Source organism: Streptomyces sp. NPDC046887 (genome assembly GCF_040644755.1).
Taxonomy (GTDB): Bacteria; Actinomycetota; Actinomycetes; order Streptomycetales; family Streptomycetaceae; genus Streptomyces; species Streptomyces lichenis.
This window is the reverse complement of the sequence record NZ_JBEYXH010000002.1, coordinates 306,599-326,254: the sequence shown is the minus strand read 5'-3', so window position 1 is coordinate 326,254 and position 19,656 is coordinate 306,599. Positions and strand designations below refer to the sequence as shown.

Annotated in this window: 14 protein-coding genes; 6 read left to right on the top strand and 8 right to left on the bottom strand. The window is 72.2% G+C overall.

Annotated elements, in window-relative coordinates:
• Positions 1–9 precede the first annotated feature (9 nt).
• On the bottom strand, positions 10–642 hold the full coding sequence (locus ABZ945_RS04500) for a WHG domain-containing protein (protein WP_361263686.1): 633 nt from the start codon (positions 640–642) through the stop codon (positions 10–12).
• Between the two features lie 264 nt (positions 643–906).
• Between ABZ945_RS04500 and ABZ945_RS04495 the strand changes: the two genes are divergently transcribed.
• From ABZ945_RS04495 to ABZ945_RS04480, 4 genes are all read left to right on the top strand, one after another.
• Positions 907–3,105, top strand: coding sequence for an MMPL family transporter (locus ABZ945_RS04495; protein WP_361263683.1), 2,199 nt, complete (start codon positions 907–909; stop codon positions 3,103–3,105).
• Between the two features lie 169 nt (positions 3,106–3,274).
• Positions 3,275–5,071 carry an ABC transporter ATP-binding protein gene (locus tag ABZ945_RS04490; RefSeq protein WP_361263680.1) on the top strand — a complete coding sequence of 599 codons (1,797 nt, stop codon included), beginning with the start codon at positions 3,275–3,277 and terminating at the stop codon, positions 5,069–5,071.
• On the top strand, positions 5,068–6,807 hold the full coding sequence (locus ABZ945_RS04485) for an ABC transporter ATP-binding protein (RefSeq protein WP_361263677.1): 1,740 nt from the start codon (positions 5,068–5,070) through the stop codon (positions 6,805–6,807). Before ABZ945_RS04490 ends, ABZ945_RS04485 begins: the two co-directional genes overlap by 4 nt.
• Positions 6,808–7,374: 567 nt before the next feature.
• Positions 7,375–10,074 (top strand): LuxR C-terminal-related transcriptional regulator, encoded by a 2,700-nt coding sequence (locus ABZ945_RS04480; protein ID WP_361263674.1) that lies wholly within the window; start codon positions 7,375–7,377, stop codon positions 10,072–10,074.
• A gap of 69 nt (positions 10,075–10,143) precedes the next feature.
• Here ABZ945_RS04480 and ABZ945_RS04475 read toward each other — a convergent pair whose 3' ends face one another.
• The 4 genes from ABZ945_RS04475 to ABZ945_RS04460 form a co-directional block, all read right to left on the bottom strand.
• On the bottom strand, positions 10,144–11,337 hold the full coding sequence (locus tag ABZ945_RS04475; RefSeq protein ID WP_361263671.1) for a thioester reductase domain-containing protein: 1,194 nt from the start codon (positions 11,335–11,337) through the stop codon (positions 10,144–10,146).
• 31 nt (positions 11,338–11,368) lie between these two features.
• Positions 11,369–12,631, bottom strand: a complete 1,263-nt coding sequence (locus ABZ945_RS04470) for an aspartate aminotransferase family protein (protein WP_361263668.1) — start codon at positions 12,629–12,631, stop codon at positions 11,369–11,371.
• Entirely contained in the window at positions 12,624–13,055 is a 432-nt protein-coding gene (locus ABZ945_RS04465; protein WP_361263665.1) for an SRPBCC family protein, read from the bottom strand. Before ABZ945_RS04465 ends, ABZ945_RS04470 begins: the two co-directional genes overlap by 8 nt.
• A 156-nt stretch (positions 13,056–13,211) precedes the next feature.
• Positions 13,212–14,180, bottom strand: a complete 969-nt coding sequence (locus ABZ945_RS04460) for a BTAD domain-containing putative transcriptional regulator (protein WP_361263662.1) — start codon at positions 14,178–14,180, stop codon at positions 13,212–13,214.
• Positions 14,181–14,436: 256 nt separating this feature from the next.
• Between ABZ945_RS04460 and ABZ945_RS04455 the strand changes: the two genes are divergently transcribed.
• Positions 14,437–15,567: an FAD-dependent oxidoreductase gene (locus ABZ945_RS04455; RefSeq protein WP_361263659.1), complete on the top strand. Its 1,131-nt coding sequence runs from the start codon at positions 14,437–14,439 to the stop codon at positions 15,565–15,567.
• Between the two features lie 36 nt (positions 15,568–15,603).
• Here ABZ945_RS04455 and ABZ945_RS04450 read toward each other — a convergent pair whose 3' ends face one another.
• Complete coding sequence (locus ABZ945_RS04450; protein WP_361263656.1) at positions 15,604–16,029, bottom strand: hypothetical protein; 426 nt, start codon at positions 16,027–16,029, stop codon at positions 15,604–15,606.
• Between the two features lie 569 nt (positions 16,030–16,598).
• Positions 16,599–17,621: a 3-oxoacyl-[acyl-carrier-protein] synthase III C-terminal domain-containing protein gene (locus tag ABZ945_RS04445; RefSeq protein ID WP_361263653.1), complete on the bottom strand. Its 1,023-nt coding sequence runs from the start codon at positions 17,619–17,621 to the stop codon at positions 16,599–16,601.
• Between the two features lie 205 nt (positions 17,622–17,826).
• Here ABZ945_RS04445 and ABZ945_RS04440 point away from each other — a divergent pair, with 205 nt between their 5' ends.
• The gene (locus ABZ945_RS04440) at positions 17,827–18,768 is read left to right on the top strand and encodes a phosphotransferase (protein WP_361263868.1); all 942 of its coding nucleotides are present in this window, start codon (positions 17,827–17,829) and stop codon (positions 18,766–18,768) included.
• Here ABZ945_RS04440 and ABZ945_RS04435 read toward each other — a convergent pair.
• Positions 18,735–19,118, bottom strand: a complete 384-nt coding sequence (locus tag ABZ945_RS04435; protein WP_361263650.1) for a hypothetical protein — start codon at positions 19,116–19,118, stop codon at positions 18,735–18,737. The genes ABZ945_RS04440 and ABZ945_RS04435 overlap by 34 nt on opposite strands.
• Positions 19,119–19,656: the final 538 nt, after the last annotated feature.

Below are 19,656 nucleotides of genomic sequence, written 5' to 3'. Positions count from 1 at the left end.
CCCGATCGATCACGGGCGCGGGGGCGGCGCCGAATGTCCGCCGTCCCCGGCCCGGGCGCGCCAGCCGCTGACCACGGCGTGCAGGGTCTCCTCGTAGACCGCCCCGATGTCCAGCCCGGTCGGGGCGTTGCCGGACAGCTCCAGGGAGACCAGGCCGTGCGCCGCGCCCCAGCAGGACAGGGCGATGACCTCGGCGGACCCCTCCTTGCCGAACTGCCCGGCCGCCTGGCCGCGCGCCACCGCGTCCACCAGCGGCTCGATGGTGGAGCCGGCCTCGTTCAGCCGCTCGGGCGCCGGCTCGTAGTCGAGGCGGTCGGCGAACACGATCCCGTACAGGTGCGGGTTGGCGATGGCGTAGTCGCGGTAGGCGATGCCGAGCCGTACCACGTCGGCCGCGGGGTCGTCGGTGGAGCCGACGGCGGTCAGCCGGGAGATGAACAGCCGCACCGCCTCCTGGTACAGGCTGTCGATCAGCCCCGCCTTGTTCCCGAACAGCGAGTAGACGGCCGTGGTGGACGTCTTCACATCGGCCGCCAGCCTGCGCAGGCTCAACGCCCCGGCACCGCGGTCGAAGACCGTGGCGGCGGCGCGGTTGATGAGCCGGAGGCGGAGCGCTTCGTCGTGGGTCTTGAGCCTGGCCATGGTCCCGAATGTATCGCAACGGCGTTATGGAAGCTCCTCCTCGGCGTCCGGACCGCCGGTCCGCTGACATCCGGCTGACGCGGCCCAAAAAAATTGCACAGTGTCTAAGAGCGTCAAAATGCCTGTTCAGAGCGCGTGTTGACGGACCGTCCGCCCGCACCGCCGCTTGCCGGTTGTCGCGAAGGGCATTGATAACACTGTTACTGTCGGCGTAGCTTGGGCACCATGCCACGCGGAACCGGTAGAACCATCTAGGGAGTTGGGATGTTCGAGGCGCTGGGGCGATTCATCCATCGGGGGCGCAAACCCCTGCTGATCTTCACGCTGGTGTTCGCGGTCTTCTCCGGCATCTACGGCGTCGGTGTCTTCGGCGACATGAAGCCCGGCGGTTTCGAGGACCCGAACTCCGAGAGCCGCAAGGCGGCCCGGCTGGCCGAGGAGGCGTTCCCGCAGCGGGCGCCGGACGCGGTCGTGGTGTACCGCAGCAAGGACAAGACGGTGGACGACCCGGCCTTCCGGGACGCGGTCGTCACCAAGCTGGACTCACTGCCCGAGTCGGCGGTGACCGGGTCGGCGCACTTCTGGATGACCAAGATGCCGGCCCAGGTCAGCAAGGACCGGCATGCCACCTATGTGGCGATGAACCTCAAGGGCGGCGACGACAACGCCAAGGAGGCCTCGTACAAGAAGATCAAGGACAAGCTGGACGTCGAGGGGCTGGAGACCCTTCAGGGCGGCCCGGTGCCCACCGGCTTCCAGGCCGGTGAGGAGATCGGCAAGGACCTCGCCGCCGCCGAGGGCTACTCCTTCCCTGTCCTCTTCCTGCTGCTGGTCGTGGTCTTCGGCGGGCTCGCCGCCGCCAGCCTCCCGCTGCTGGTGGGCGGGCTGTCCATCCTGGGCTCCATGGCGGTGCTGCGGGTGATCGCCCAGTTCACCGATGTGTCGGTGTTCGCCATGAGCCTGGTGACCATCCTGGGCCTGGCCGTGGCCATCGACTACGGGCTGCTGATCGTGAGCCGCTACCGCGAGGAGCTGGCCGCCGGGCGCACCGGTGAGGACGCCCTCGCCCGGACCGTCGCCACCGCCGGGCGGACCGTCATGGTCTCCGGCATCACCGTCGCGGTCGCCCTGTTCGGGATGACCTTCTTCCCCTTCGCCTTCCTGAAGTCGATGGCGTACGGCGGTGTCGCCGCGGTCGTCCTCTCCGTCTTCTTCTCGATCATCGCGCTGCCCGCCGCACTCGCGGTGATGGGCCCCAAGGTCAACTCCCTCTCCTTCCGGCGGAAGAGGAACGCCGCCGCTCCCCGAGCCGCCAAGGCCGCCGACGAGGGGCCCTGGTTCCGGCTGGCGCAGGGCCTGATGCGCCGTCCGGTCATCGTCGCGGTGGCCGCGGTGGCGATCATGCTGGCGCTCGCCGCACCGTTCCTGCGGATCGACTTCGGCGCCAACGACGCCCGGCAGCTGCCCGACAGCGCCCAGGGCCGCCAGGTCCACAACATCATGGAGCGCGACTTCGAGGGCGACGGCGTCAAGTCCATCGACGCCCTGCTGAAGCTGCCGGGGGAGGCCAAGTCCCAGGAGCAGGGCGCCGCCCTCCAGGCGTACGCCGAGCGGCTGGCCAAGGTCCCCGGGGCCAAGGAGGCGCAGATCAGCGGCGCGGAGGGCACCTCGGGCCGGATCTCGGTCAGCTTCGACGGGGATGCCGTCTCCGCCGACGCCCGCGACCTGGTCAACGACCTGCGCGCGGTGGAGCGCCCGCCGGGCGCCACGGTGTACTTCGGCGGCGAGACCGCGGTCTTCGACGACACCCTGGACGCGCTCGCCGACGTCCTGCCCTGGATGCTGCTGTACATCGCCGTCGCCACGTACATCCTGCTCTTCCTGGCCTTCGGCTCGGTGCTGCTGCCGCTCAAGGCCATCGCCATGAACCTGCTGTCGCTGTCGGCCACCTTCGGCATCCTGGTCTGGATCTTCCAGGACGGGCACCTGGCCGATCTGATCGGCTTCGACCCGACCGGCAACATCGAGCCCAATATGCCGATCATGCTGTTCGCGCTGATCTTCGGACTCTCCATGGACTACGAGGTGTTCCTGGTGTCCCGGATCCGGGAGCAGTACGACCTGCTCGGCGACCCCAGCGCCGCGGTGGCGACCGGGCTGCAGAGCATCGGCAAGCTGATCGCCAGCGCCGCCCTGCTGATGTGCGTGCCGCTCGCCGCGATGGCGACCAGCGGGGTGCTCACCATGACGCTGTTCGGCGTCGGCATGGTGATCGCCATCCTGCTGGACGTGGCGGTGGTCCGGATCCTGCTGGTGCCGGCGGTCATGAAGCTGATGGGGCACGCCGGCTGGTGGGCGCCCGGCCCGCTGAAGAAGGTGTACGCCCGGGTCGGCATCAAGGAGGGCGACGCCGTCCTGGCCCAGCACGAGCCCGCCCGGGAGCGGGTCCCCGCGGGCCGCTGAGGCCCCGACGCGCCGGGTGAAGTGCCCTGCCTGCCCGGGGCACTTCACCCGGCCCGGGGAAGTCGGCGAAACCGGCGGGAGTCCCCGTGCCCACCCCCGTCCGCATCGGATGTCGGGTACAGTCACCCCATCTATTAGACAGCGTCTAACACAGGCCTTGGAGGACCGGATGGCCGCGGAACAGGCCGCACTGGGCGAGATTCTGCGCCCGATCAGAGGAAGGCTGCGGCTGGCCGTGGCCGCCCAGACCCTCTCGGCGATCGCCGGGGTCGTCCCCTTCATCGCCATCGCCGAACTCGGACGGGTGCTGCTCGGCGACGGTGCCGACCGCTCGGACCGGGCGTGGACCATCACCGCCGTCGCCGTCGGCGCCCTGTTCGTCAGGCTCGCCCTGATGCTGGCCGCCGGCGCCCTGTCGCACTTCGCGGACGACGAACTCCAGTCGCACATCCGCCGCGGGATGGTGGCCCGGCTCGCCCGGGTGCCGCTGGGCTGGTTCTCCGCGCGCAACTCCGGCACGGTGAAGAAGGCCGTGCAGGACGATGTGGACGCGATGCACCATATGATCGCCCACTCCCTGCTGGAGATGACCTCGGCGACCGTCGTCCCGGTGGTCTCGGTGGTCTATCTGCTCTGGGTGGACTGGCTGATGACGCTGGTGACGCTCGCCCCGCTGGTGATCGGGCTGGGCCTGTACAGCATCACCATGGCCCAGATGGCCAAGCACCTGCCGGACTACGACCGGGCCATGGGCGAGATCAACGCCAGCGCGGTCGAGTTCGTCCAGGGCGTCGCGGTGGTCAAGACATTCGGCCAGACCCATCGGGCGCACCAGAAGTTCCGGGACGCGGCCGACGACTTCGCCGCCTTCTTCCTCGCCTGGGTCCGCTCCACCGTCCACTCCAAGGCGGTCGCGGAGATGGTCCTCTCACCCATCGCCGTGCTGCTGGCCGTGGTCGCCGGAGGCGCCCTGCTGGTCACCGGCGACCGGCTCGCCGGGGTGGACCTGCTGCCGTTCGCCCTGCTGGGCGTCGGCCTCACCGCCCCCGTACTCGCCCTCTTCTACGCCAGCTACGAGCTGCGGTTCGCCAAGGCGGCCGCGGCCCGGGTCGGCGAGGTGCTCCACGCCGAGGAGCTGCCGGTGGCGAAGGAGCCGCGCACCCCGGCCGGCAACCACGTCAGCTACCAGGGCGTGCGGTTCAGCTACGACGGGGAGAAAGAAGCCCTGGCCGGCATCGACCTGGAGCTCGCCCCCGGCACGGTCACCGCGCTGGTGGGCCCCTCCGGCTCGGGCAAGAGCACCCTGGCCACCCTGCTGCCGAGGTTCGCCGACGTGACCGGCGGCAGCATCGGCATCGGCGGGGTGGACGTCCGGGACCTCGCCCTGGACGACCTCTACCGCCGGGTCGCCTTCGTCTTCCAGGACGTCCGGCTCACCCAGACCTCGGTGGCCGACAACATCCGGATGGCCCGCCCCGACGCCGGCCGCGAGGAGGTGATCGCCGCCGCCCGCGCCGCCTGCGTCCACGACGAGATCGAGGCGCTGCCCCGAGGTTACGACTCGGTCGTCGGCGAGGACGCCCGGCTCTCCGGCGGGCAGGCCCAGCGGGTCTCCATCGCCCGGGCGCTGCTGGCGGACACCCCGATCATCGTCCTGGACGAGGCCGCGGCCTACGCGGACCCGCAGTCCGAGGCCGAGGTGCAGGCCGCCCTCTCCGAACTGACCCGCGGCAAGATCGTCCTGATGATCGCGCACCGGCTCTCCACCGTGGTGGAGGCGGACCGGATCGTGGTCCTGGAGGACGGCGCCATCGTGGAGGAGGGCACCCACCCCGAGCTGGTGGCCCGCGGCGGACGGTACGCCCGGATGTGGCACGCCCATGAACGCAGCACTGTCTGGCAGCCGCACGGGGACACCCCGGACCCGGCCGCCGGCACCGCCCAGGTGGGAGGCATCAGCCGATGATCCGTCAACTGCTCGACGTCGTGGGCCCCGAGCACAACCGGCCCATCCGCCGGATGATCACCGCCCTGGTGGTCTGCGCGGTCCTCCAGGGCGTCGCCTTCGCTCTGCTCGTACCGATCCTCGAAGCCCTGCTCGGCCCCGACCCGGACTCCGTCTGGCCCTGGGTGTGGGCACTGCTGGGGGTCTCCGCCCTCTACTGCGTGGCCTACTACGACTCGCTGCGCACCGGCTTCGACGCCGGGGCCACCCTCTCCCGGATGCTGCACAACCGGATCGGCGACCAGGTGGCCTCGCTGCCGCTGGGCTGGTTCGGGCCCGAGCGGGTCGGCCGGCTGGGGCAGCTCGCCACCAAGAGCGTCATGGACGTGATGGGCGTCCCGGCGCATCTGCTGCGGCCGCTGGTCACCAGCTTCGTCACCCCCGCCACCGTCGTGGTCGTCATGTACGTCTTCGACTGGCGGCTCGCCCTGGCGGCGACCCTCACCGCGCCGCTGATCCTGCTGGTCTACCGGTGGAGCGCGGGGCTCACCCGCACCGCCGACGAGGCCCGCACCGCCGCCCAGGCGGAGACCGGCGGCAAGGTGGTGGAGTTCGCCCAACTCCAGCCGGTGCTGCGGGTGTTCGGTCGGGACGAGCAGGGGTCGGGTGGCGCCGGTCTGGACGCCGCGCTGCGCAACCAGGCCGAGTCCTCCCGCCAGGTGCTGAGGACCGGGGTGCCGGGGCTGGTCAGCTTCGCCCTGGTGGTACAGGCCGCGTTCACCGTGATCCTGGTGACCGGGGTGTATCTGGCGCTGGACGGCGGGCTGGACGTCGCCAAGCTGCTGGCGGTGCTGGTGCTCGCGGCCCGGTTCACCGAGCCGATCGCCGAGGCCGCCGTGCTGGGCTCCACCCTGCGTACCGCCCAGGCCGCGCTGGACCGGATCGCCGAGCTGCTGGCCGAGCCCCGGCTGCCCGAGCCCTCCCCGGCGCGCGAACCCCAGGGCCATGAAGTCGAGTTCGAGGATGTGCGCTTCGGCTACGACGGCACCCCGGTGCTGTCGGGGGTCTCGCTCAGGCTCGCCGAGGGCACCATGACCGCGCTGGTCGGGCCGTCCGGGTCGGGCAAGACCACGGTCGGCAAGCTGATCCCCCGGTTCTGGGACGTGGACGGCGGCGTGGTCCGGGTCGGCGGGGTGGACGTCCGGGAGATCGACCCGGAGGTGCTGATGTCCAAGGTCTCCGTGGTCTTCCAGGACGTCTACCTCTTCGAGGGCACCATCCTGGAGAACATCCGCCTCGGCCGCCCCGGCGCCACCGACGAGGAGGTCCGGGAGGCGGGCCGGCTGGCCCGGGTCGAGGAGATCGCCCAGCGGCTGCCGTACGGCTGGGACCAGAAGGTCGGCGAGGGCGGCGCGCTGCTCTCCGGCGGTGAGCGCCAGCGGGTCTCCATCGCCCGGGCGATCCTCAAGGACGCGCCGATCGTGCTGCTGGACGAGGCGACCGCCTCGCTCGACCCGGAGAACGAGCGGGCGGTGCAGGACGCGCTGACCCATCTGACGGCGGGCCGGACGCTGCTGGTCATCGCGCACCGGCTCCAGACCGTCGCGGCGGCCGACCAGATCCTGCTGCTGGACGAGGGCCGGATCGTGGAGCGCGGCGCGCACCACGAACTCATGGCGGCGGACGGCCGGTACGCCTCCTTCTGGGCCCAGCGCAACCGCGCCCGGCGGTGGCGGCTGGCCGCCCGGCCGGTCTGACGGCGGCCCCGCGGGGCCGCCCCCTGAACCACTCGTCCCCGGTGACCCCCGCACCGGGGGCGAGTGTCCACCACCTGGCCGATCCTCGACCCGTGTATCAGCCAAATGAATAGTGGCGGAGAGACGGAGGCGGAAGGCCCAATTCCGGTGCGGATCCGGTCGGCGCCCGCCGATCCGACGGCAGGATTGCCGGTCCATATTGCCGATCAGCCCCCCGATCGGCCGTCGAAACCCCGGGCATCAGGCCCTTTGAACGTTCTCCGGACCGTCAGATCGCCGTCAGCTCCGGTCTCAAGGTGCCGGTCTATACTTGACCGGAAATGTAGGCCCGGATGGTCGTGATGTGACTGAAGGGCGGCCTGCACTGTCGGGTTTGCGCCAGGAATTTCCCCTGTTCGCACCCGGCCGTCCTCGGCCGCAGAAGAATCGAATCCAGTCCGTCCACCCCCGGGCCAACCAGTGTTCACCGACAAGTGCTGACATTATTCCTCCGGGGGAGCGAGAAGAATGTCAACAGAGCTTTCCGTCGATTGGCCGCTAACGGGTAGACACTCCGAACTTGACGCCGTGGAGCGGGCACTCGCCCGCGGCGGCGGAGCGATCCTGGTGGGCGGATCCGGGGTGGGGAAGAGCCTGCTGCTCGCCACCGCGCTGGAACGCGCCTCCGACGCCGGCCGCACCGTCCTCTCGGTGGGCGGCGCGAGCTGGAGCAGCAACGGCGCCCGTGCCCAGGGGTACGGATCGCTCGGCGAATGCCTGTCGTCGCTCGAACCGTCCACCCTCAGCGGCCCGGCCGGCGACCGCCCGGTGGTCGGCATCGACGACGCCCACCTGGTGGACGACGCCTCGGGCCTCCGGCTGCACCGGCTGGTCGCCGCGGGCCGGCTCAGCGTGCTCGCCACCAGCCGCCGGGACGCGCCCGCGCCGGCCGGCATCGACAAACTCTGGGTCGACCGGCTCATCGACCATGTGGACGTCGCCCCGTTCGACCGGGCGGCGCTCCGCGACGTCCTGCACGCCCGGCTCGGCGGCCACACCGACGCACCCACCCTGGAACGGCTGTGGGCCGCCACCCATGGCAACGCGCTGATGCTGCGCGAACTGGTCGACTACGCCGTGGAGCACGGCTCGCTCCGCCCGGCGGGCGGGGTCTGGGTCTGGGAAGGCCTCACCGACCCGCCCGGCCACCGGCTGTCCGAGGTCATCCGCCTCGGGCTGCGCGACCTGGGCCACGAGGAGCGGGAACTGGTCAACATGCTGGCGGTCGCCGAGCCGCTGGACCTCGACATCGCCGCGGCCTTCGGGCTCGGGCACGCCGCCGAGTCGCTGGATCTGCGCGGCATCGTGGCCGTACGCCACGAGGGTACGCGCGTAGAGCTGCGGCTGGCCGTACCGCTCAGCCGGGTGGTGGTCGCCTCCCGGATGTCCGGCCTCACCGCCCAGCGGCTGCGCCGCCAGGTGGCGGACGCCATGGAGTCCACCGGCCCGCAGCAGCCCGAGGACGTGCTGCGGGTGGTCTCCCTGCGCATCGAGGCCGGACTCGTACCGGAGCGGGAGCAGTTGCTCGTGGCCGCCCGCGCCGCGGTCCGGCGGCGGATCCACCACCTCGCCGAGCGGCTGTGCCTGCTCGCCCTGTGCGTCGCCGTCCCGGGCAAACCGCCCCGCCGCGGCTCGGTCTCCGACTTCGGCGAGGGCACCCAGGCGCTGTGCCGGCTGGTGGCGTACGCGATCCGCACCTCCGACGCCCCCGCCGACACCCTGCGGGCCGCCCTGCTGCTCGGCGAGGTGCTGATCGGCCGGGGCTGCCACGAGGAGGCCGAGGCGGTCTTCGACACCGCCCTGTCCGCCGGGGTGGAGATGGAGCGGGCCGAGTACGTGGCCGCCGTGCACGCCCGGGTGGTCAACCTGGCCTGGCGGCTGCGGCGGGTCCAGGACGCCGGTGCGGTGCTCGACCGCGCCCTGGCCGCCGTCGGACCCGGCGAGGCGGGGGTGCTGCACGGCAGCCGGGCCCTGATCGCCATGATGTCCGACCGGCTGCGGGAGGCCGTGGAGATCGGCGAGGCGGTGCTGCGTACCGGCGACGTCCCGCCGGCCGTCGCCCAGGGCCTGGTCCCGGTGGTGGCGCTGGCCCGCGCCGAACTCGGCGACCCGGTGGGCGCCTCGGAGTTGCTGAGCCGCTACCGGGGCGCCTCCTTCGAGTGGGACCCGGACGCGGTGGTCCTGCTGGAGGCCCTGGCGGCCCGCTGCCTGTGGCTGGCGGGCAACCTCAGGGAGGCCGCGGACGCGCTGGACGCCCCGCACCGCTACGACGAGGCCGACCGCTGGCCCGCGCTGCTCCAGACCGTGCTGGCGCGGGCCCGGCTGGCCCGGCTGTGCGGCCGGCCGCAGCGCGCGGTGGCCCTGCTGCGGCAGGCGGTCGCCGTGGACACCGCGCACGAGTGGCCGGTCACCCGCGCCTGGCCGCTGGCCCAACTGGCCGGGGCGCTGGCCGAGTCGGGGCAGCACGCCGAGGCACTCCGTACGCTGGTGGAGGCCCGTACCGTACAGAGCGAGGGCGTCTCCCACCCGATCGCCGACGACGAGATCGCCTTCGACCGGGCCCTGGTCCTGGCCCACACCGGCGACCGCTCCGGGGCCGCCTCCGGTGCTCTGGAGCTGGCCGACCGGGCGGCGGCGGGCGGGCGCCCGATGACCGCGCTGGCCGCCCTGCACCTGGTCGCCCGGATCAAGGAGAACGCCTCCTACCGCTTCCAGGCCCGAGCCCGGCAACTGGCCGCCTCCTGCGGCGGCGCGGCGGCCCGGGCGATGGCCGACCACATCCAGGCGCTGGCCGAGGCCGACGGGCAGGCGCTGATCCGGGTCTCCCGGCAGTTCGGCGAGATGGGCGCCTTACCGCTGGCCGCCGAGGCGGCGGCGCAGGCCGCCCGCGCCCACCGGGCCGCCGGGCAGCGCCGCAAGGGCCGGGAGGCCTGGGCCATCTGCGAGGACCTGCTGAGCGGCGGCGCCTGCGCCCTGCCCGCCTGGACGGTGAACGAGAGCCGCGGCGACCTGGCCCCGCTCACCCCGCGCGAGCGGGAGGTGGCCGCGCTCGCCGCCACCGGGATGTCCAACCGGGACATCGCGGTGCGGCTGGTGGTGTCGGTGCGGACGGTGGAGAACCACCTCCACCGCATCTACCACAAGCTGGGCATCACGGCCCGGCAGGCACTGCACCGGGCCCCGGGCCAGGAGCCCGCCGAACGCGGCGCCCCGGTCACGGCCGGCTGACCGTCACCGGGCAGCGACAGGGGCGGTGGCCGACGGCCACCGCCCCGTACGCACTCCGCTACCGGGCCGTCAGCCCACCAGCGCGGCCCCGGCCGCGGGCGCGGGCAGGGTGCCCTGGCGGACGAAGTACGCGACATAGGTGGCGAACAGCTTCTCGTCGATCTCCGGGCGCACCACCCCCGAACCGCTCAGGAACGCCCGGGTCTCCTCGTCCGAGAACTCCGCCGCCTCGAACCGCTCCAGGTCCACGATCAGCCGCATCAGCGGGAACATGGAGTTCCCGGTGTCGGCCGAGACCGCCTTCATCCACTTCAGGATGGAGACCTCCCGGATCTCGTACCCGGCGCCCCGGACCAGCTCCAGGATCCGGTCCGAGTCCAGGGAGCCCGCGCTGACCTGGTGGAAGCAGCGCCCGGTCGACCGGGGGTCGCGGGAGGCGGCGACGATCGCCGCGCTGACGTAGTCCACCGGCACCATGTTCATGTCCAGCCCGAACCGCCGCGGATACACCCCGGCCTGGATGGACCCCTTGATGAACCGCCACACGAAGTCATTGGGCTGGCAGGCACCGGTGGTGGAGTCGCCCCACACCTGGCCCGGCCGGTGGATGGTCAGCGGCACCCCGCGGCGGCCGGCCTCCCGTACCAGCTGCTCGGCCACCCACTTGCTCTTGGTGTAGCCGAGCGACAGGGACTCGGGCGGGCCCGTCGGGTCCGACTCCCCCCGGGGCGTCTCATGCTCCTTGGGCTCGAAGATGCCGGTGGTGGACACATGGTGCAGGGTGGCGCGGGCGTCGCGGGCCAGCCGCAGGACCTCATGGGTGGCGTCCACGGTCGGCTTGCGCAGCCACTTGTAGAGGGTGAGGAAGTTGACCTTGGCCGCGGAGTGGTAGACCGCGCCGATCCGCGCGGTCAGCTCCGCGTACTCCGCCTCCCCGATCCCGAGCCGGGGGCGGGTGACGTCCCCGGTCACCACCCGGACCCGGGAGAGGTCCACCCCGTCCAGCACCTCGTAGCCGCCGAGCGTGGTCCGCAGCCGCGCGAGGCCCGCCTCGGGGTCGGCGGCCCGCACCAGGCAGGTGACGGTCAGCCCGCGCGCCAGCAGATCCCGCAGCAGAAAGCTCCCGAGGAACCCGGTGGCGCCGGTGAGCAGCACCTCGGAGACCGTGCCCGGGTCCCTCGCCTCGAAGCCGGTGATGTCGTCGGCGAGGACGACATCCGCCGCGAACTCCTCGGCGATCCCCGTATACGTCGGCGCAGTCATCAGTCCCTCTCTCTTCCTTCCTCAGACTTCCTCAGACGCCGGCGGCGGCCTGGGCTATCGCCCCGCCGAGCAGCGACAGGGCCTCCTTCACGTCCTCGTCGGACGCGGTGATCGGCGGCAGCAGCCGCACCGTCGTCGGCCGGCTGATGCAGGGCGAGACCACCAGACCGCTGCCGGCCAGCGCGGCCAGCACGTTGCCGGAGACCTCGGCCGTGGTGAAGTCGATGCCCCACAGCAGCCCGCGGCCCCGGGTCTCGACCACCACCTCGGCGTACCGCTCCCGGATCTCGGCCAGCCCGGCGGCCAGCGCGGCGGCGATACGCTCGCCGTCCTCCGCGTGTTCCTCGATCGCGGCCAGCGCCGTAGGGATCACCCCGGTGCCCAGCGGATGGCCGCTGAAGGTCGCGGTGTGCAGCATCGGGTCGGCCAGCAGCGGGGCGAACAGCCGGTCGTTGCCGACCGCGGCCGACACCGGCACCACCCCGCCGCCCAGCGGCTTGCCGAGCAGTACGGCGTCCACCGCCAGACCGGCCTCCAGCGCCAACGACCGGGCGCCGCACCGCCGCAGCCCCACCTGGATCTCGTCCGAGACCACCAGGGCGCCGTGCTCCCGCGCGTCCCGGCACCAGCGCGCCAGCACCTCGCCGTCCAGCACCCGCACCCCGTTCTCGGCCTGTACGGGCTCGAAGAAGAGCGCCGCCACCTCCCGCTCGGCGACGACCTTGGCCACCGCCTCCGGGTCCTCCGGGTCCACATGGACCACGTCCCGCAGCAGGGGCTCAAGCCCGGCGCGGAACCGCTCGTTATGGGTGAGCGAGAGCGCCCCCAGCGTCTTGCCGTGGAAGGCCCCCCGCACGGCGACCACCGTGGTCCGGCCCGTCGCCAGCCGGGCCAGCTTCAGCGCGACCTCCACCGCGTCGGCGCCGCCGCAGCCGAAGTACACCCGGTTGAGGCCGCCGCCCAGATACGCGGTCAGGTGCTCCGCGGCCAGCGGGGCCGCCGCGTTCTGCACCGTCCTGGTGGAGGTGGGCAGCGCGTCCAACTGCGCCCGCACCGCCTCCACCACCGCCGGATGCCGGTGCCCGAGCAGCGCCACCGCGTACGAGCCGAAGTCCAGCACCGACCGGCCGTCCGACAGGGTCACCCGGCTGCCCTCGGAGGAGGCCTCCACGGCGCCCTGCCCGCTGAACTTCCCGGCCACCGCCAGCGCGGGCGAGAAGTGCTTCCTCACCCGCCGAAAAGTCTCCTTGGCATCCACCGCGCCGAGCGCGTCCCTCGCATGCGACTCACTCATGGCCGCCGCCCTCCGCACTCCGGCCGATGATGTCCCGCTGGTAGCCCTCCAGCGCCTTGGCCACCGCGGGGTGGATCATCTCGGCGACCAGCGGCAGCCCGATGTCGAATTCCACGAACAACTCCAGCCCGGTGCCCTCACCATCCTCCACGACCTGCCAGTACCCCTCATAAGAGGCAAGATCGCCCTCCGTCTGCCGAAACTCCACCCGCCGCCGTCCCGTATCGACGACATCCTCCTGATCCCATTCCATTTCCGAGCCCTTGAGCTCGACCACCCAGCTGCTGGAGCGGATGTCGTCCTTCTCGCCGGTTATCCCGACCTCGTTGACGCCCGCCATATAGGACGGATACGCCTCGATGTCCAGCAGCGCCTTCCACAGCTGGTCAGCGCTTCCGCCGCCCCGATGTACTTCATGAAGCACGGTCACAGAATTCCCCAAGCCCTTCATTTCTCATCCCTCGTACGCGTTCGGCGATCCGCAGTGTAGGAGCGCCCTCAGCGCACCCGGCCGAATCCCCACGCACACCTGACACCTCACTGACACCCTGACGAGCCCGTGAGAAAATTCGTTGTTCCCTCAGGCGGAATCCCGCCGCTGAGCCGCCGCCCCGCCCCGTTCGACCAGGGCCGTCAGCCGCTGCAGCTCGGCCCGCATCGAGTGCTGCTCGGCCGACAACTGCTCCACCCGGCGGCGCAGCCGCACCAGCTCCAGGTCGTCGCCCTCCTCCCGGGGGTGCGCATGACCCTCCTCGGCGCCCGGGCCCGCCAGGTGGTCCGCCGCCCAGAGCCCGCCCCGCCCCGGAGCGGCCTCGTGCAGCTGCCGTACGGCGGAAGCCGCCACCACCGCCGCCGTCCCGCGCTCGGCCTCCGGGGCGCGCAGCCGCCGCACCGCCGGCACCCCGGCCGCCCGGCCGCCGCGCTGGAGAGCCAGGGCCAGCAAGTCCCGGAAGCGCTCCCGCAGCGGATGCGCGGCCACCAGTTCCTCCAGCCGCCCGACCACCTGCCGGTGCCGACCGGCCCGGATGGAGGCGTCGCACAGGTCCTCCAGGGCCAGCAGCCGCTCCTCCTCCAGCCGGGCCGCGACCCCCGCGCACAGCGGACCGTGCGAGCCGCCGTCCAGCGCCGGACCGCGCCACAGCCCGAGCGCCCGGCGCAGCAGGGCGGCCGCTCCGTCCGGGTCCGTGGTCAGCTGCCGGCGCGCCCGCGCGGTCTGCAACCGGAAGCGCACGCTGTCGAGTTCCTCGGGCCGGGCCTGGAGCAGATAGCCGGAGCCGCGCGCGATCAGCCGGGGCGTGTTCGCCCGCGGCGGCTCCACCTCGATCAGCTGCTGCCGCAGCCGGGAGACGTGCGCCTGAAGGGCGTTGATCGCCTTGTCGGGGGCGTTGCGCCCCCACAGCTCGTTGATCAGCGCCCCCGTGGGCACCACCGAGTCGACGCGCACCAGGAGCACCCCGAGGAGCACACGCTGCTTGGGACTGTTCAGCGGAAAGCTCCGCCGCCTGACATCGTCGTAGATCTCAGGGGTGCCCAGTACACGGAACTGCATCACAGCCTCCACCGGTCCACGCGGCCTGCACGGCGCCGCGGAACCTAGGCCACCACGCCCCCGCCGTGGCCATCGTGAGTACCCAGGTACTCAAACCCCCGCCCCCGCACCGGGCCGGTCCGCAGGCCCATCCCATGGCGCGAATCCGTACGACCCCCCGGAACCCCCCGGGTGAGTACCGGTTACTCACGCCGGACGCCCCGCCCCCGTGATGACCTGCCTCCAGGCACACGGCAGCGGGAACAGGAGCGGGGCAATGACTGGGTGGGACGCGGAGGCGGCCGTCGTCGGACTCGGGGCGTGGGGCTCCTCGGCGCTGTGGAGACTGGCCGCCCGGGGCGTCGACGTCCTCGGCTTCGACCGGTGCGCTGTAGGCACCGCTGAGCGGCAGCCGGGCTCCACCCTGTTCCGCCTCAGCTGCTCCGCGCACCCCGGCCTCGTACCGCTGGCCCGGCGCTCCCGCGAGCTGTGGACGGAACTGGAGGACACCGCACGCACCCCGCTGCTGCTCCCCTCCGGCGGCCTGCTGGTCGGCCCCCCGGACGGCCCGGTCGCCGGAGAGGCGCTACGGGCGGCCCGCGAACACGGCATCGACGTCCGCACCTTCACCGCCCGGGCCCTGCGCTTCCAGTACCCCCGCCACACCGGGGTCCCCGCCTCCCACATCGGCGTCTGGGAACCGTCCGCCGGCCTGCTCCGCCCAGAGGCCGCCATCCGGGCCGCCGTCACCGCCGCCCAAGCCGCCGGCGCCCGGGTCTTCGAGTACACCAGCATCACGGCGATCGACCCGGTCGACGGCGGCGTCATCCTCCGCTCCGCCCTGCGGGACGTCCGGGTACGCCAGGTCGTGGTGACGGCCGGCGCCGGGCTGCCGTCCCTGGTCCCCGGCCTGCCACTGGAGACGCACCGCGCCCCCGTCGCCTGGTTCCGCCCCCTCGAACCCGACGCCGGCCTCACCCTGGATGAATTCCCCGCCTTCATGCGCGAGTTCGCCGACGGCCGGATCCTCCACGGCAGCGGCACCGAGCAGCACCAAGACCTCCGCCTCAGCCTGGAGGACCCGACCACCCCCACCGTCGAAGCCCCCGCCCCCGACCCCACCCTCCACTACGACGACCTCGCCCCCCTCGCCCGCCTGCTCCCCGCCAAGCTCCCGGGCCTCCACCCCCTGCCCGCCAAGGCCACCGTCCAGCTGACCACCCGCACCCCCGGCCGCCCCTTCCTCCTCGGCCGCCCCGGCGACGACCCCCGCCTCCTCGTCGCCGTCGGCAGCGGCACCCAGGGCCTTCAGCACTCCACCGGCATCGCCGACACCCTCGCCGACGCCGTCACCGGCACCCCGATCCCGGCCCCCCTGGACACCTTCACTGCCGGCGCCCTGCGCTGAGCCCTCTCCCCGCCGCCCCGCGCGCCGTCGATCCGCTCAACGGCTGACGGCCCGCGTCGAGAACGTGTGGCCTTGGTCCACCAGTTCCCTCACGAGGCCCTCCGGCAGGGGGTGCGTCTTCAGGGACGGGACCATCAGGACGTCGCACGGCGTGGACGCGTCGGGAGCGACCGGGAAGCTCCGGTGCCCGCGGTGCGGGTCGGCGACGCTGACGAGGCCGTCGGAGCAGCTGACCCAGGGCGCCAGGGTGTAGTCGGCCCCCGCGTCGAAGCGGAGCGGCTCTGCCATGCCGTAGGCCTCGAAGAAGATCCGCGCGATCGGGTCCGCGTAGTCGGCGTACATCTTGCGGGCGCCGCCGAACCGGACCCTGCGCTTGTCGATGTCCGCTTGGACCGGCGACTTCTCCAGCGGCACGGGAGCGCGGTCGGGCCGGCCGAGCATGTCCAGGGTGCGTTCGGCCACCGCGCGCTAGGAGAAGGCCGCCCGGCCCCGGTCGAGGGCGGCTTCGTCACGGTCGTGGGGACCCACGTGGCGGCCTGGCGCGGGATCTCGCCGGTGTACCCGCACAGGGCCAGGTGCTCGGCGAGGTTGTGGTCGGCGGTCAGCGGCCGCAGCCGTCCGCCCTCCAGGGCGTAGGCGCGGCAGTCGCCGACCCAGGCGACGCGGATCCGCTCCTCTTCGGCCGACGCGGACGTCGACCCGGAGGTCGAACGGGACGCCGTCACCGTGGCGACCACTGCGACGGCGTCCGGCTCCGGTTCGTCGCCCGCGCCCTTGTCGGCCACCAGCTCGGTGCCGGTGAGCAGGCCGGCGAGGCTTCCCCGGCGCGCGGCGACCCGTGCCATGACGGTGGCGAGCAGCTCCGCCACGGACGCGACGCGGTGGCTGTGGCCGATGCCGTCGACCACAGCCGCGGCGGTGGTGCCGTCGGTCTGGACGTGGACGGCGACCGCGTCTCCGCTGGGGGTGGCGGTGCCGGTCCGGGTGGCCGTGGCGACGCGGACGTTCCCGTATCCGAATGGCGTGGTCATTCAGACGACCTCGACGACTACGGCGGACTGCACGATTCCCACGCCCTCGCTGAAGACGACGGCGTGATCCCCCGGGGAGAGTTCGCCCGACGCGATCGCGTAGTGGAGGGCGGCGATGGGATCCGCCCCGCCCAGATGCCCGATCTCGCGTCCCCGTTCCTCGCTGGAGCGCGCGGGTTCGAGGTCTCCGAGATAGGGGAAGTACTCCTCTTCGAGGACCTGGCGTCCCCTGAAAGGCAGCACCACGCGGGCCACTTGTTCGCGTGTGATGCCGGCATCGGCCAGTACTTTGTCGATGACGGCGCCGATTCCGTCTCCGCGCATCTTCCAGGCTTCTTCGCGAGAGATGTCGGACGTCTCGTAGAAGGCGCGGGAACGCTGCGAGAGGACCACCGGAAGGCTGACGCCCTGGCCGAACACGCGAGGGCCTCGGTGCACCCCTTCGAGATGCGGCTGCGTGTGGCTGACGGCCGCGAGAAGGCGGGCGATTCCGTGGTCCCTGGACATGACCAGCGCCGCTCCGCCGTCTCCGAACGGGGTGTCCGGGTCGACGGTCCACCGGTCGATCACCTCTTTCGGCTGCCAGCTCTCGGCGGCGGTGACCAGCGCGGCCCCCTGTTCGGTCTCGCAGGTGAGACGGGCGGCGGCCCAGCGCATGCCGTTCACCACCCCGTCGCAGCCGTTCATCAGCTGCGCCACGTCCCGGAAGCCGCCCGGTCCGATCTCCCGCTCCAGCCACATCACGGGATTCGACATCCGGGGCGACGGGTCCAGGACCGACGTGTGGACGAGCAGCCCGACGTCGTCGAAGGCGTACCCCGACTCCGCCAGGGCCGCTTTCGCCGCGCGGGCGGCGAACGCCGCCGGGGGCTCGTCCGCCGGAGCGACCGCGACGGTGCGCTGTCGTGTGCGCCGCGCGAGTTTCTCCGGATAACTGCCGTCCGCCACAGCCTCGGATACCGGGACGACAGGCGGCAGGTCCACCGCCGTCGCCGCGATATAGACATTCTCCCAGCGCGCCATGAAGAGCTCCGTCCAGTTCACCCCGATGCGGGTGGAAATTCTTCGGTCGGCCTCGTCTTTTCGACGGAACCATAACAGAGGGTCGACCCCGCCGCCGATGCGGCGAAGTAGCCTTTGAGGCAGGCGAGTTGGGGCTCGATGAACGTGTTTGCGTCGTCTGGTGCCCGCGTGTTCACATGACCCCGTGAATACCCTTCAGGACGACATGAATCTGCGGCCGAAGACTCTCGCCTGGGTGAACCGGCATCTGGACAGCGGCGAACGGGTCATCAAAACCACGAGGCTGCACGGTGGCATGACCGCGGAAATGCGCAAGCTGACCATCGGCACCCAGGACGCCGTCACCCGTCACCTCGTGCTGCGCAGTTTCGTCGACGCGTTCTACCTGCGGAATGCCGAGGAGTGGCTGACCAGGGAAGCCAGCGCCCTGGAACTCCTCGGCGGGACCGGGGTGCTCGCGCCGGATCTGGTCGCGGTCGACCCGACGGCCGCGCACTGCGCGTACCCGTCGCTGCTGATGACGCACCTGGAGGGCCGCTCGGTCCTCGACGACGAGGGCGTCGAGACCCGCGCTCCCCTGCTGGCCCGTCAACTCGTGGCCATCCACGCGCTCCAGCCCGTCGAGCGCCCCCGGACGTTCGCGACATTGACGACGCCGGAGTCGGTCGTCGTGCCGAAGGGCGGCCGGGAGGCCGTCTGGGCCGCGGCGATCGACGTGATCCGTGAGCCCGACCCGTCGTACGAAGGCCGGTTCCTGCACCGCGACTTCCAGCCGGGCAACGTCCTGTTCGACGTGGTGCCGTCCCGTCCGGACGAGGCCCGGATCACCGGCGTCGTCGACTGGTCACAGCCTTCCTGGGGTCCGGCGGACCTCGACGTCGCCCACTGCTCCACCAACCTTGCGCTCCTCCATGACCCGTCATGGGGGCTGCGGTTCGCCGAGGCGTACGAGGAGGCGGGCGGGACGCTGGCGACGAAGCCGGGCGAGCGCCTGTACTGGCTGGTGCGGGACGCGCTGTCGTGCTCCGAGGAGGTCGACCTGTGGGCGCAGGCCTACCAGGCCGCGGGGCGGACCGATCTCACGACGAGCGTCCTGGAACGGCGCCTGGACACCTACGTCACCGGCCTGATGGCCGCCCTGGGCTGACGTCCCGGCGGCGTGCGCTCCAGGAACCAGCCGATGGTCCTCTTGATCCCGGCTTCGATGCTCACCGCCGGCCGCCAGCCGAGGGACCGTTCGGCCCGGCTGATGTCCGGCCGCCGCAGGCCCGGGTCGTCCTGGGGGCGGGCGACGAACTCGATGGACGAGGACGAGCCGACGAGGCCGCGGATCATCTCGGCGGTCGCGAGGACCGTCATCTCGTGCGTCCCGCCGATGTTCACCGGCCCCTGTTCGCCCGGCGCCCACAGGAGCCGGAGGATGCCGTCCACGGTGTCGCTCACGTAGCACAGCGAGCGGGTCTGGCTGCCGTCCCCGGCCAGGAGGTGACCGGTCATGACGGCGCGCGCCGCGACGCCGCCGACTGGAGACCCCTCACCCAGGCCCCCGGAGTGCCGGGCGACGGTCGTGGGATCGGCTCCGAAGGACCGGACACCGATAACGGGGTCGTCCGGGTGGGAGTCGACATCGACGCTCGGAGCGTAGTCCCAGGTGACGCCGGCCCGTTCCGGATCTCGCGGAGTATCCCGTCAGGTGCCGTCGTTCCCGCACAGCCCGGCTGCGAGAGGTTGAGGGCCTGCCGTCGCAGGTCCTTGCCGGCACTGCTGGACATGTTTCTGCGCCTTTCGCACGGGGCGCTGCGCAGCCCCCATGCAGCAGCCCGCCGCAGTGCACTGCCGCCGTTTGGTATGGACCAATAGTCTGCCCTGAAGCCGACCTTCGGTGTCAAGCCATCAAGGCGGCCTGGCTCCGACCGGCATGCGAATAGATCGTGAACTCACTGGCAGCTGAGGTGATATGACCGTACGTCACGTCGCCGGAGATGGTTGACAATGGGCATTGGTCTAGTCCAGCTTGGTTGCACCTGCACTCGGG

Bases quoted from the DNA above. Each gene is read 5' to 3' on its own strand.
- ABZ945_RS04500 (WP_361263686.1), bottom strand. From the start codon at position 642: ATGGCCAGGCTCAAGACCCACGACGAAGCGCTCCGCCTCCGGCTCATC.
- ABZ945_RS04495 (WP_361263683.1), top strand. From the start codon at position 907: ATGTTCGAGGCGCTGGGGCGATTCATCCATCGGGGGCGCAAACCCCTG.
- ABZ945_RS04490 (WP_361263680.1), top strand. From the start codon at position 3,275: ATGGCCGCGGAACAGGCCGCACTGGGCGAGATTCTGCGCCCGATCAGA.
- ABZ945_RS04485 (WP_361263677.1), top strand. From the start codon at position 5,068: ATGATCCGTCAACTGCTCGACGTCGTGGGCCCCGAGCACAACCGGCCC.
- ABZ945_RS04475 (WP_361263671.1), bottom strand. From the start codon at position 11,337: ATGACTGCGCCGACGTATACGGGGATCGCCGAGGAGTTCGCGGCGGAT.
- ABZ945_RS04470 (WP_361263668.1), bottom strand. From the start codon at position 12,631: ATGAGTGAGTCGCATGCGAGGGACGCGCTCGGCGCGGTGGATGCCAAG.
- ABZ945_RS04460 (WP_361263662.1), bottom strand. From the start codon at position 14,180: ATGCAGTTCCGTGTACTGGGCACCCCTGAGATCTACGACGATGTCAGG.
- ABZ945_RS04455 (WP_361263659.1), top strand. From the start codon at position 14,437: ATGACTGGGTGGGACGCGGAGGCGGCCGTCGTCGGACTCGGGGCGTGG.
- ABZ945_RS04445 (WP_361263653.1), bottom strand. From the start codon at position 17,621: ATGGCGCGCTGGGAGAATGTCTATATCGCGGCGACGGCGGTGGACCTG.
- ABZ945_RS04440 (WP_361263868.1), top strand. From the start codon at position 17,827: ATGAATCTGCGGCCGAAGACTCTCGCCTGGGTGAACCGGCATCTGGAC.
- ABZ945_RS04435 (WP_361263650.1), bottom strand. From the start codon at position 19,118: ATGACCGGTCACCTCCTGGCCGGGGACGGCAGCCAGACCCGCTCGCTG.